11 protein-coding genes are annotated in these 12,877 nt (G+C 41.8%); 9 read left to right on the top strand and 2 right to left on the bottom strand.

Annotated elements, in window-relative coordinates:
* Window positions 1-83 precede the first annotated feature (83 nt).
* From QR40_RS24310 to QR40_RS24270, 9 genes are all read left to right on the top strand, one after another.
* Window positions 84-350, top strand: a complete 267-nt coding sequence (locus QR40_RS24310) for a hypothetical protein (protein ID WP_027295353.1) — start codon at window positions 84-86, stop codon at window positions 348-350.
* Window positions 351-500: 150 nt separating this feature from the next.
* The gene (locus QR40_RS24305) at window positions 501-959 is read left to right on the top strand and encodes a hypothetical protein (protein WP_052377902.1); all 459 of its coding nucleotides are present in this window, start codon (window positions 501-503) and stop codon (window positions 957-959) included.
* 69 nt (window positions 960-1,028) lie between these two features.
* Window positions 1,029-2,117 (top strand): PucR family transcriptional regulator, encoded by a 1,089-nt coding sequence (locus QR40_RS24300; RefSeq protein WP_027295352.1) that lies wholly within the window; start codon window positions 1,029-1,031, stop codon window positions 2,115-2,117.
* A 68-nt stretch (window positions 2,118-2,185) separates the two neighbouring features.
* Window positions 2,186-4,474: a hydratase gene (locus QR40_RS24295; RefSeq protein ID WP_027295351.1), complete on the top strand. Its 2,289-nt coding sequence runs from the start codon at window positions 2,186-2,188 to the stop codon at window positions 4,472-4,474.
* A gap of 191 nt (window positions 4,475-4,665) precedes the next feature.
* Window positions 4,666-4,965: a hypothetical protein gene (locus QR40_RS24290; protein ID WP_027295350.1), complete on the top strand. Its 300-nt coding sequence runs from the start codon at window positions 4,666-4,668 to the stop codon at window positions 4,963-4,965.
* A 229-nt stretch (window positions 4,966-5,194) separates the two neighbouring features.
* Window positions 5,195-6,301: an ABC transporter ATP-binding protein gene (locus QR40_RS24285; protein WP_044297142.1), complete on the top strand. Its 1,107-nt coding sequence runs from the start codon at window positions 5,195-5,197 to the stop codon at window positions 6,299-6,301.
* Complete coding sequence (locus tag QR40_RS24280; RefSeq protein ID WP_027295348.1) at window positions 6,285-7,148, top strand: ABC transporter permease; 864 nt, start codon at window positions 6,285-6,287, stop codon at window positions 7,146-7,148. The genes QR40_RS24285 and QR40_RS24280 overlap by 17 nt, the downstream gene beginning before the upstream one ends.
* Before the next feature lie 12 nt (window positions 7,149-7,160).
* The gene (locus tag QR40_RS24275; RefSeq protein ID WP_044297140.1) at window positions 7,161-8,591 is read left to right on the top strand and encodes a GldG family protein; all 1,431 of its coding nucleotides are present in this window, start codon (window positions 7,161-7,163) and stop codon (window positions 8,589-8,591) included.
* Window positions 8,591-9,778: a DUF4340 domain-containing protein gene (locus QR40_RS24270; RefSeq protein WP_044297139.1), complete on the top strand. Its 1,188-nt coding sequence runs from the start codon at window positions 8,591-8,593 to the stop codon at window positions 9,776-9,778. The genes QR40_RS24275 and QR40_RS24270 overlap by 1 nt, the downstream gene beginning before the upstream one ends.
* A gap of 138 nt (window positions 9,779-9,916) precedes the next feature.
* On the opposite strand, the gene QR40_RS24265 is transcribed toward QR40_RS24270, so the two are convergent.
* Entirely contained in the window at window positions 9,917-11,203 is a 1,287-nt protein-coding gene (locus QR40_RS24265) for an L-cysteine desulfidase family protein (protein WP_027295345.1), read from the bottom strand.
* Between the two features lie 68 nt (window positions 11,204-11,271).
* The gene (locus QR40_RS24260; protein WP_044297136.1) at window positions 11,272-12,825 is read right to left on the bottom strand and encodes a response regulator transcription factor; all 1,554 of its coding nucleotides are present in this window, start codon (window positions 12,823-12,825) and stop codon (window positions 11,272-11,274) included.
* Window positions 12,826-12,877 lie beyond the last annotated feature (52 nt).

The following is a 12,877-nucleotide window of genomic DNA, read 5'->3' as shown; positions in this document are numbered from 1 at the left end:
TACCCGAACAAAGATTGCAATCAGGTCTGAAATATTGTAATATTATAATAGGAAGAAATCCAAAATGACAGGAGGGCGATAAAATGTTCAGTTTTAATAAAAGTGATGTTTATATAGGTTACTCTCTGGTTGAAATGAACCGTGTCCGTGACATTCTGGACCGGGAAAAGATTAAATACGATTATAAAGTCATCAATCACGGCGGACAATGGATTCCTGGAAGAGGTACGGCAAGAGCAAATTTTGGAAGTGCCGGCGTGGACCCTGCTTACGAACGACAGTATAAGATCTTTGTGGAAAAAAAGGATTATGAAAGGGCAAAATACCTGATTATTCAAGAAAATAATTGACGGCAGTAAATATCTCCTTCATAATAGAACATAATAAGTATAACAATAAGATTTAATAAAAATAATTACCATATGCAGATAAATGAATAAATATGCAGACATATGTAAGGAAATCAGATAGAAATACCGAAGATGATATAAGGAGCCTTTATGGATGAATTAAACAATGCACAAACAGATGTGGAATGGGAAAAAGAATACCGGGGCATTTCGGTTAAATATGAGAAGAGCTGGGTGCGTATTGTATGCGACCAGATTTTGAAAGATTATCTGGATGAGGAAGGCAATGGCTCGCTGGCACTTGCGGACTATGCCCTCGGACGATACAAGGAAAAGTTTGGGTGTGAATTGGAAATTAAGAGGCATTCATTGGCGATAGAAATTCTCGCCCATGTTTACGCCGACAAGTTTGCAGGATCCATGCTGGATGTGAAAAAGGGACTTGCACCCACGGAATTGAAGGCAATGGAGGCAAAAATGGAAGACATTAAATCCCATACCGGTATCATTGACTGCGGAGAAAAGTCTGTGGATTCGAACCGTGTGGTGTGGGATAATCTGGAACCGCTCCATGGAATTATTTATGGGGTGATGGGGAAACATGCGTAAAACATTTGCTATTTTCCCGAAAATGTTTTATAGTATCTGTATAAATTTACAAAGTGAGGAAGTGAAAGAATGATTTCAAGCCAGGTTTTACAAAATGCTATTGACGAATTACGTGCAATCACCAGGATTGATTTGTGTATCATGGATCTGGAGGGCCGTTTGGTCGTTACGACATTTGCAGACAATGACATCGCAGGTGATACTGTGCAGCTGTTTGCTGATTCTGCAGCTGACAGTCAGGTTATACAGGGATATCATTTCTTTAAGATATTTGATGAGAGAACCGTAGAATACGTGCTGATTGCCAAGGGTTCCAGCGAAGATGCATATATGATAGGAAAAGTTGCAGTCTGTGAAATCCAGAATCTGATTGTAGCTTATAAAGAACGTTTTGATAAGAATAACTTTATCCAGAACTTATTGCTGGACAACCTGTTATTAGTAGATATTTATAACCGCGCAAAGAAGCTTCATATTGAAACGGAAGCAAGACGTGTGGTATTTATGGTAGAAACAAAATATGAGAAGGATAACAATGCACTGGAGACAGTAAAAAGCCTGTTTGCATCAAAACCGAAGGATTATATTACTGCTGTAGATGAAAAAAGTATTATTTTGGTGAAAGAATTAAAGCCGGAGGATACTTATGAGGATATTGATGAGATTGCCAAGATGCTTAGAGACATGTTAAATGCTGAGGCTATGTCCAGTGTCCGTATAGCTTACGGAACGATTGTGGATGAAATTAAATTGGTATCGAAGTCTTATAAAGAAGCGAAGATGGCGCTGGACGTGGGGAAAATCTTCTACGTTGAGAAAAATATTATTGCATACAATACACTGGGTATTGGACGACTCATCTATCAGCTTCCGATTCCGCTGTGTCAGATGTTCATGAAGGAAGTATTCGGAGAAAAAATGCCGGATAGCTTTGATGATGAAACCCTGATGACCATCAATAAATTCTTTGAAAACAATCTGAATGTCTCCGAGACTTCCAGACAGCTTTTCGTTCATCGTAATACGTTAGTTTACCGTCTGGAAAAACTCCAGAAGAGCACCGGTCTTGATATCCGCGTGTTTGATGATGCATTAACGTTCAAGATTGCCCTCATGGTTGTAAATTATATGAAATATATGGAAATACAGGATTTTTAAAATTAAGATAAATCAGAATCTGTCTCAGACAGGTTCTGGGAAACAAAATAGAAAAGGAGTAACTATCAATGGTAAAATTATACGATAATGGCGTATACCTGTTGAACGGGACAGAAATCGTGGAAGATAATGCCGATGCTGCTGCCGTTTTAAAAAGCAAATTAGGCGATAACGTTCCTGCAAAAGCCGAGGCTGCCAAAAATACAATTGCTTATGGTATTTTAGAAAGCCATAATACTTCCGGAAATATGGAAAAGCTGAAGGTTAAATTTGACAAGCTCACATCCCATGATATTACGTTTGTTGGTATTATCCAGACAGCACGTGCATCCGGACTTGAAAAATTTCCGGTACCATACGTTTTGACAAACTGCCATAACAGCTTATGTGCCGTTGGCGGAACGATCAATGAAGACGATCACATGTTCGGACTTACCTGTGCGAAAAAATATGGCGGGGTTTATGTTCCTCCTCATCAGGCAGTTATTCACCAGTTTGCCAGAGAAATGCTGGCAGGCGGAGGAAAAATGATTCTGGGATCTGATTCTCATACCCGCTATGGTGCTTTAGGTACAATGGCAATGGGTGAAGGCGGTCCGGAGCTTGTAAAACAGTTATTGTCAAAAACTTATGATATTAATATGCCCGGAGTAGTAGGTGTTTATCTGGAGGGAGAACCGGTTAAGGGTGTTGGACCTCAGGACGTTGCACTGGCAATTATCGGAGCCGTATTTGCCAATGGGTATGTAAACAATAAAGTAATGGAATTTGTGGGACCGGGAGTTGATAAGTTAACTGCTGATTTCAGAATCGGCATTGATGTTATGACTACGGAGACCACCTGTCTGTCCTCAATCTGGAAGACCGACAGTGAGATTAAGGATTTCTATGACATTCATGGAAGAAGTGAAGAGTATAAGGAACTTGCACCGGGAGCCGTAACTTACTATGACGGTATGGTCTATGTAGATTTAAGCCAGGTAAGACCAATGATCGCAATGCCTTTCCATCCAAGCAATACATATACCATTGAGGAGTTAAATGCAAACTTAATGGATATCCTTGCTGATGTGGAAAAGAAGGCGCTGGTAAGCCTGGACGGAGCTGTAGACTTTACTTTAAAAGATAAAGTACGCGGCGGCAGACTCTATGTAGATCAGGGTATTATTGCAGGATGTGCCGGCGGCGGATTCGAAAATATCTGCGATGCAGCAGACATCTTAAAAGGTGCAAGTATTGGATCTGATGAATTTACCCTTAGCATTTACCCGGCAAGTACGCCGATTTATATGGAGTTAGCTAAAAATGGAAGACTAGCAGAGTTGATGGCAACAGGAGCCATTGTGAAGACGGCATTTTGCGGTCCTTGCTTTGGTGCAGGTGATACACCGGCGAATAATGCATTCAGTATCCGTCATTCCACCAGAAACTTCCCTAACAGAGAAGGAAGTAAGCTTCAGAACGGACAGATTTCTTCTGTAGCACTTATGGATGCCCGTTCCATTGCGGCAACAGCTGCAAACAAAGGATATCTGACAGCGGCAACGGATGTGGATGTAAATTACAGCAAACCAAAATATTTCTTTGATAAGAGTATATATGAAAACCGTGTATTCGACAGCAAGGGGATTGCAGATCCTTCTGTTGAAATTAAATTCGGACCGAACATTAAAGACTGGCCTGCAATGTCTGCACTTACGGACAATATGATCCTCAAGGTAGTATGTGAGATTCATGATCCGGTTACCACAACGGATGAGCTGATTCCTTCCGGAGAGACTTCATCTTACCGTTCCAACCCACTGGGACTGGCTGAATTTACCCTTTCCAGAAAAGACCCGGCTTATGTTGGACGTGCGAAAGAGGTATATGCAGCTGAAAAAGCAAGACTTACCGGCGGTGCACCATACGATGCCCTGGCAGAGTTGGAACCGGTTGTAAATACCATCCATACCTTATACCCGGATGCAAATGAGCAGAATACCGGAATCGGAAGTACCATTTTCGCCGTAAAACCGGGTGATGGTTCTGCACGTGAACAGGCAGCTTCCTGTCAGAAAGTACTTGGAGGATGGGCAAATATCGCAAATGAATATGCGACAAAGCGTTACCGTTCCAATCTGATTAACTGGGGAATGCTTCCATTCCTGGTTGATAAAGGTGATCTTCCGTTTAAAAACGGAGATTATATCTATGTACCGGATGTGCGTAAGGCAATAGAAGACAAAGCAACTGAGATTAAAGCTTATGTAGTGGGTGACACAATGAAAGAGTTCACCCTTAAGATGGGCGAACTGACAGATGATGAAAGAACCATCATCCTGAAAGGTTGTTTAATAAATTACTATAAAGGTTAATAATAGAAAGACAAAGGCATAGTCTTATACAAAGGACAATGCTTTTGTCTTTTGCTTTTAGAGGAAATTCCACAACGTAGATCTGACACAGATTTTACAAAAAACAGACTTGAGTTTTATGATTAACTGCTACAATCAGGAAAAGCGGACTGTGTTCTGCTTACGACAAAATTTAACAGGAGGAATGTTCTATGAATCAAATTTATTCGAAACAATCTTTCAAGGTATACCGTGCAGATGGTGGTTTTGTGGTACATAATACAGATAAGAGATTTGAAGAGGGACATACGCATCTCAGCAGTTTTAAGTCGGCAAAGTATCTGGTGGATCTGGCGCTTCATAAAAGTCTGCCATATCATCTGGATACCTATCGGTTAGTCAGCCTTGCCAGAATCAGTATTGATGAAGAGTACAAGGCAAAAGTTATGGAGCTGGTTTCCAATAAAAGAAAAAAGGATAAGTATGTTAACAGCAGAAGAAAATGCGGTTGATTAGTTGATTAGCCAGCGGTTAAACGTATTCTGGCGCTAATAGAAATAATGGGAGTTGTCACTTAATAGGGAAAAGTGGCAGCTCTTTTTTGGTGTTCACAGAATTTTCAGAGAAAAAACACATTTTAATCTAATAAAAAACACATTTATCTCGTAATTTAGATAAGTAATTAACGGTAATTACGGGTTGCCGGGAAGTTGCCATGTGAATGAAAAAGGAGGAAGAAGTTTGATAGAAGTAAAGAATTTAGTCAAAAGATATGGAGATCATCTTGCTGTAGACGGCCTTAGCTTTTCCGTTGAAAAAGGTCAGATCTACGGTTTTTTAGGCCCGAATGGAGCTGGAAAATCGACTACAATGAATATCATTACCGGATATATTGCATCAACGGAGGGCAGCGTAAGCATCAATGGGCATGATATCTTAGAGGAGCCGGAAGAGGCTAAAAAATGTATCGGATATCTTCCTGAACAGCCACCTCTTTATTTTGATATGACCGTTTGGGAATATTTAAAATTTGTTGCACAATTAAAGAAAATCCCTAAGGATCAACGTCTGGATATGATAAGCGAAGTCATGGAAATGACAAAGATTACGGATATGAAGAACCGCTTAATTAAGAATTTATCAAAGGGCTACCGCCAGAGAGTGGGGCTGGCACAGGCAATAATGGGATATCCGGAAGTCATAATACTGGATGAGCCTACCGTAGGACTTGATCCAAAGCAGATTATTGAGATTCGTGAATTAATTAAGAGTCTGAGTAAAAAGCATACAGTCATTTTGAGCTCCCATATCCTGTCAGAGGTAAGTGCAGTCTGTGATTATGTTATGATTATCGCACATGGCAAACTGGTTGCAAGTGATACACCCGGGAACCTGAGTAAGCTGATGCAGGGAAGTGAGACCCTGAACCTGAGAGTGAAAGGAACAAAAGTAGAGACGGAGCAGATTCTAAATGAAATTGAGAATATCGACGAGTGGAGTTTCCGGGAGTCTGATGAAGAAAATACGGTGGATATTGAAGTAAGAGCAAAGGATCAGGCAGATGTAAGAGAAGAAATTTTCTATGGAATGGCTCATGCGCAATGTCCGATTCTTATGATGAAGTCCACCAGGGTATCCCTGGAAGATGTATTCCTGGAGCTGACAGCAGATGATAAAAAGCTGACAGATGAAGCTGGCGGTGAAGAGGAAGATCAGAATGAATCACAGGGTGAACCGGCATCAGCGGATGATGAACCAAAAGAAGGGGCCCTGACCGGGCGGGAACATGATTTGCAAGAGGAAAAGAATATGGAAGAGGAGGAGCAGACTCATGACAGCGATTTGTAAAAAAGAGGTGAAATCTTATCTTACTTCTATGACTGGATATGTATTTATCGCATTTATTTTACTACTGGCAGGAGTGTATTTTACTGCTTATAATCTACAGATGGGATATCCGGTCTTTGGATATACATTATCTGCAATAACCTTTGTATTCCTTATTATAACGCCAATATTGACCATGCGGGTACTGGCGGAAGAAAAGAAACAGAAGACAGACCAGCTGCTTTTGACATCCCCTCTTTCTGTGAAAGATATTGTACTGGGGAAATTTACGGCATTAATCGTGATCTTCCTGATTCCTATGATCATTCTTTGCATTTATCCGATTATATTAAAAAATTTTGGTTCCGTATCCCTTAAAATGGCTTACGTTGCAGTGATCGGATTTTTCCTTTTGGGATGTGCCAATATCGCAATAGGAATTTTCTTATCATCTATAACTGAGAGCCAGATTATAGCAGCAGTAGTAACCTTTGTGGTGCTGTTTATCTGTTATATGATGAGCGGCATTAAAAGTTTTTTTTCGGAAACGGCAATTACTTCCCTCATTGCATTTACCGCGGTACTTCTTGTTTGCTGCGGAATTATCTACATGGTGATGAAGAATTTATTTACGGTGTGCCTGGTGGCAGTTATAGGAGAGGCGGCACTGCTGGTTCTATATACTGTAAAACAAAGCCTCTTTGAAGGAGCAATACAGAAGGTATTGGGTATATTTGATATCTCCAGTCATTTTGACAATTTTGTCAGTGGAATTCTGGATATCGGAGGAATCATATACTTTTTATCAATCATTGCTGTTTTTCTGTTTTTGACGGTACAGTCGATACAGAAGAGACGCTGGAGCTAGAGGAGGCAGATCATGAAAATAAAAAACATTTTTCCGAAATGGAGTAACAAAAAAGTAAAAAATGGTTCGTACAGCATAGTCATTACGGTGATTGTAATAGCCATTGTAATTGTAATTAACCTGGTGATCGGACAGCTTCCCGGTAAATATACAAAACTGGATTTCAGCGATAATAAACTCTATACGATTGGAGACAAGACGGAGGAAATTATCAAGGGGTTAAAAAGTGATGTAACCCTTTACCTGATTGCACAGAACGGGCAGGAGGATAGTACCTTAAAAGAGGTTCTGGACCGTTATAAAGACCTCTCTTCCCATATAAAAGTTGAAACCAAGGATCCGGCACTGTATCCAAACTTTGCTTCTCAGTATACAGATGAGAAGGTCAGCAGCAACAGTATTATTGTGGTTGGAGAAAAGAGAAACAAGGTTATTAATTACAGTGACATTTATGAAACAAGTGTAGATTACAGCACATATTCTTCCCAGGTTACCGGATTTGACGGAGAGGGCCAGATAACCAGTGCCATCTCTTATGTCACATCGGAAGAACTTCCGGTAATGTATGTACTGGGAGGCCATGATGAGGCATCTGTCAGCACTACGATGAAGTCTGCAATTGAAAAGGAAAATATAGAGATTAAGGATTTGAATCTGGTATCCCAGGAGTCGGTACCGGAAGATGCGGACTGTCTGTTCCTGTTTTCCCCAACCAAGGATATTTCGGCAGATGAGGCATCAAAGATCATTAATTACTTAAAAGCAGGCGGAAAAGCAATGATCGTATCAGACTATACCGGTACGGAAATGCCTAATTTCGAATCCATATTAAAGGAATACGGTGTAGAGACAATGGACGGTGTGGTGATTGAAGGAGATGCGAATCATTATGCTTCCGGAAATCCGTTATACCTCCTTCCAAATATCGGAAGCCAGGAAGTAGTAAGCAGCCTGAGCGGCCGTTTTGTTTTAATGCCGGTAGCCCAGGGAATTAAAACACTGGATGATAAAAGAGATACGGTTAACGTCAGCAGCCTCCTTACCACGTCAGATTCCGCGTATATAAAAAAGGATGCAGAAAACATGACTAGCCTGTCCAAAGAAGATGGGGATGAATCGGGCGCATATGATCTGGGTGTTGCAATTACGGAAACGGTCGATGACAAAGAAACAAAACTGGTATACCTGTCAAGTGGTAATATGTTAAATGAACAGATTGACAGTGCGGTATCCGGTGCCAATACGGAGCTTCTGACAAATGCACTCAGCTGGATGTGTGATCAGGAGGCAAGTGTATCCATTCCAAGTAAGAGTACCCAGGTAAGCTATCTGACAATTACTTCAGCAGCCTCTGCATTCTTAAGTTCTCTTGCGATTGTAATCCTGCCGCTGATTTGCCTGCTGACAGGCGGAGTAATCTGGTTTAGAAGGAGAAAACGATAATGAAGAAAAAGAAGAAATTAATAGGGTTACTTACTGCTCTTGTTGTATTAATTCTTCTGACTGCAGCGTATTTCTGCCTGAAAAATTATAATAAAGAGCAGGAGGCAGAATCAGAAACAGAAGATACCAGCGTTGCAGTAACTTCCATTGAGGAATCTGATATAACAGGACTCACATATATCCTTGATAAGGAAAAGCTGGAGTTTAAAAAAGAAAATAACAGCTGGTATTATACAGAAGATAAAAACTTTCCGGTAGATCAGGATAAAGTGAAAACACTTCTGGATAATTTTAAAGATATTAAAGCCGTAAGAGATCTGGGACAGCTTGAGAATCTGGATGATTATGGTCTTAAGGAGCCCAGTAATACCGTTACGGTGATCAGTAATAATGGTGTAGAGACAGTATTTTATATAGGAAATGAAAATGAAACAACGGGTGATTATTATATGTATATGAATAATCCCGAGCATATCTATACCGTAAGCAGTGCCTTTGCAAATGCCTTTAACGGAAAACTGTATGATCTGGTTGTAGACAGTTCCTTCCCAAGCATCACCAGTAATACCATCATTAAAGCAGTAGTTGACCAGACAGACAATCAGCTTACACTAGAATCATCCCGAGATGATTCGGCAACGTGGAGTGTAAAAGACAGTAAAAACAAGAAAAAAGAAGCAGATGGAACCAAGTCTAACCAATTACTTTCCAATGTGACCAGCCTGAACTTTAAGGATTATATTGACTATGACTGTAAGAACCTGGATCAGTACGGTCTAAAAGACCCTTCAGCAGTCATTACGCTGGATTACACGGTGACCCATGAGGCTGAGTCATCTGAGCCTGGATCTGAACCTGGATCTGAGCCTGCATCTGAACCTGGATCTGAACCTGGATCTGAGCCTGCATCTGAGACTGCATCTGCGCCTGGATCTGAGTCTGCATCTGAGCCTGGAACTAAAACCACGGAAGCGGATGACGTTCAGACAGAAGAGTCTGAGAGCGAAACCCAGAGTACAAAACTGGTAACAGAAGTAAAACAGGTAATACTTCAGATTGGAAATCAAACGGAAGACGGTGATTACTACGTCAAGACATCTGACAATAATGAAGTACACACAATGTCAGCCGATGCATTAAAGCCATGGCTGGAAGCACAGTACAGTGATCTGCGGAAGGCAGAATAGCTGTAAAATAAAATGGGCAGGTTCGGTATTTCCCGTATGGAAAATACCGAACCTGCCTTTTTACCCAGATCATACAAATTATATGAATCCAAACGTAACAGCTGAAAATCTTTCTATTATTCTGAAGTCCCCATGATCTTAATCCTGTGGTTCCTGAATCATCAATTTAATGATTTCCTTATCGGTTTCTTTCATCCCCTCTTTACCCAGTATCCCGATATTGCGGATAGTAGCTTCCACACCCTTTGTAACGATACCATCGCCGCTGTAAAACTGCTTTCCGTTTTTATACATATAATAACCCAGAATGCCGGCATCCACAGAGGCGGCAATTTTGGCGGCACAGGAAGCCTTTGCCCCGTCGCAGATTATGCCGGAGACAATTGCCACGGAATTTACCAGGGTATGGGCAATAACCTTGAAGTCCCCGCCCATAAGATAGGCGATTCCGGTACCGCTTCCACAGCCGGCACTGACAGCGCCGCAGTATGCTGACAGTCTGCCAATCCCGGTCTTCTGATGTATGGTAATCAGGTTCGATACCACCAAAGCACGAAGCAGCCTGTCATGACTTACCCCCAGTTCTTTGCCGTATTCAATTACCGGAAGAGAGGCACACATGCCCTGATTCCCGCTTCCGGAATTGATGATAACAGGAAGCTCACATCCGCTCATTCTGGCATCAGAGCCGGCAGCCGCAGCAGCCTTGGCACGAACTTTAATATCATTGCCGTAGGTAGAGAGAATCACATTTCCAATATTAGCTCCGTAAGTTCCCTTCAAACCTTCTTCGGCAATAGCAGAATTATAAGCAATCTGTCGATCCAGAACCTCTCTGACATCATCGATGTCCACTGAATCTGCGAACTCTACAATACTCTCCACATCCAACAGGCTGCGGTCCGTGAGATGTGTCTCAGCCAGTGCAGTTACGCCAGCTTCATAGAGTATTTTCTGATCTTTTTCAATGTACACAATATTTGTATGGTAATCACTGATGCGCAGGTTTACACAGGATTCCTCAGCAGAGAAAAAGAGTATAATATCAAAAATCCTGTCAGTAACGGCTTCTTTTACCACAACGGGAATATCAGTGAGTGCCTGTTTCATCAGCGCTTTTTCTTCCGGCGTCACCTGGGAGATGACTTCCAGTTTTTTATCAGCATTTCCGGCAATTACCCCTGCGATGACTGCGGCAGAGATGCCCTTTAATCCTCCGGTATTTGGAACAATCACGCTCTTTACATTTTTTATAATATTACCGCTTACCTGTATCTCAATCCTCTGGGGAATACACCCCAGTATCTCCCTGGCTTTTGCAGCTCCGTAGGCAATCGAGATTGGCTCGGTACATCCCATGGCGGGAACTAATTCTTCTTTCAGGATCTGAACATAGGTCTGGTACTTGATATTTGTTTTTTTCATAGGTTACTCCCTTTTATAAAGGTATTTAGAATACCTGTTAATAGTATTATTAATAGTTGTATGGTATATTATCCCCGATATTGCTCTGGTGTCATCTGCTCCAGCTTTTTAAATACCCGACAGAAATAGCTGACATTGTCGTAACCTACAGCTTTGGCAATTTGGTATAGTTTTTTGTCGGAATTTTTCAACAGTATTTTGGATTCCGAAACTCTTACCAGATTCAGGTAGTCAATAAAAGTCTTTCCCTGCTTTTTCTTGAATATATGGCTTAGGTAACTTCTGTTCATGTGGAACAGAGAAGCTACAAACTCCACAGAGATATCGCGGTAGAAGTTTCTGTCAATATAGGTTTTCACATTATTTACAATGTCGCTGTCAGAGTACACATTGTCAGGTGCCAAAGCCTGGGATATAGTTCCGAAAAACTGCCGGTAATAGCGGCATAGCTCCTCCAGACTGAACATAGTATCCAGAATATTCTGGATGCTGGTATCCACGGAGTCAGCCTGAATCTGCTGAATATACTGGTTTAGCATCAGCTTCACCTGATTGGTGATTTGGAAGCAGGAGCATTTGATTTCATAAAAAGTGGCATCTGTCAGGCTTTGATAATAAGAAAACAGGTCTTTTACCAAGATATCCACCTCCTGATTCATGCCGGCTTCAATTCGGAAGAGCAGCTGGTCTGTGCGCTCCCAAAGGATGGATTTGGGAGCAGGGGTATCCGTAATGGTAAAGATATAAGTATCATCCTGTACCTTCATCTGATTCAAGGCCTGAATGCTTTCCTGAAAGGCATTGTGCAGGGACAGCAGGTGTCGGTGTTCCCGGCTGACTCCATAGATCACTTGTTCATTCCGGGAAAGAAACAGTGCCTTTAGATTTTCGATCATTTCATGACAGACTGACTCTGCCGAAAAAAACGTCCTGGCGGGAAAGAACAGCAGAAAAAAGCCCAGGTTTTCTGCATGGGGGTGGGGAAGATAAAGAGCCATGTTGTCATAGCCCCTGTCGGAAAGGAGCAGGCTGATTTCATCCTCCGGCAAAGGCTGTTCAGAGCGCAGCAGCACGAAAAGGCAGGAGTGGCTCTGATTGATAAATTTCAACCGTTCGGAGGAGAGCTGCAGATTACTCTCGGAGTAACCGCAGATCAGGTTCCTAAGCTGCTCTCTATCGTGGTTTAGGTGAAGAGCTTCCTTATATTTCTCCGAGGACTGAAGTTTTGTTTCCACCTCTGTCTGATTTTCAATGCGGGTGATGGCCTGCTCTACAGCAGAGATAATCTCACTGCTGCCAAAAGGCTTTAAGATATAGTCAATGGCACTGGCGCGGATAGCCTGTCTGGAGTATTCAAAGTCGCGGTATCCACTGATGACGATAATCTGTATCTGGGGATATTTTTCCGCCAGCAGGGGGAGAAGCTGCTCTCCGTCCATGATGGGCATTTTCATATCAGTAATGATAATATCCGGGTGGAGTTTTTCTACAAGGGCGATTCCCTCATCTCCATCTGCGGCCTCTCCCGCACAAGTAATCCGGTCATTTATGGGAGAGAGCTTTTCCAGCGTCCCAAGGCGGGCCAGCTTTTCATCATCAATAATGAGATAGCGGTATTTCATAGTGTAACACTCCTTTGTAATTTATCCTTTTTACGGTTGAAAGTTCCATTTG

The sequence above is a fragment of the Robinsoniella peoriensis genome (genome assembly GCF_000797495.1).
GTDB lineage: Bacteria > Bacillota > Clostridia > Lachnospirales > Lachnospiraceae > Robinsoniella > Robinsoniella peoriensis.
This window is presented reverse-complemented; position numbering and strand designations above follow the sequence as displayed.

Coding starts and splice junctions, on each gene's coding strand:
- QR40_RS24310 (WP_027295353.1), top strand. CDS start 84: ATGTTCAGTTTTAATAAAAGTGATGTTTATATAGGTTACTCTCTGGTT.
- QR40_RS24305 (WP_052377902.1), top strand. CDS start 501: ATGGATGAATTAAACAATGCACAAACAGATGTGGAATGGGAAAAAGAA.
- QR40_RS24300 (WP_027295352.1), top strand. CDS start 1,029: ATGATTTCAAGCCAGGTTTTACAAAATGCTATTGACGAATTACGTGCA.
- QR40_RS24295 (WP_027295351.1), top strand. CDS start 2,186: ATGGTAAAATTATACGATAATGGCGTATACCTGTTGAACGGGACAGAA.
- QR40_RS24290 (WP_027295350.1), top strand. CDS start 4,666: ATGAATCAAATTTATTCGAAACAATCTTTCAAGGTATACCGTGCAGAT.
- QR40_RS24280 (WP_027295348.1), top strand. CDS start 6,285: ATGACAGCGATTTGTAAAAAAGAGGTGAAATCTTATCTTACTTCTATG.
- QR40_RS24275 (WP_044297140.1), top strand. CDS start 7,161: ATGAAAATAAAAAACATTTTTCCGAAATGGAGTAACAAAAAAGTAAAA.
- QR40_RS24270 (WP_044297139.1), top strand. CDS start 8,591: ATGAAGAAAAAGAAGAAATTAATAGGGTTACTTACTGCTCTTGTTGTA.
- QR40_RS24265 (WP_027295345.1), bottom strand. CDS start 11,203: ATGAAAAAAACAAATATCAAGTACCAGACCTATGTTCAGATCCTGAAA.
- QR40_RS24260 (WP_044297136.1), bottom strand. CDS start 12,825: ATGAAATACCGCTATCTCATTATTGATGATGAAAAGCTGGCCCGCCTT.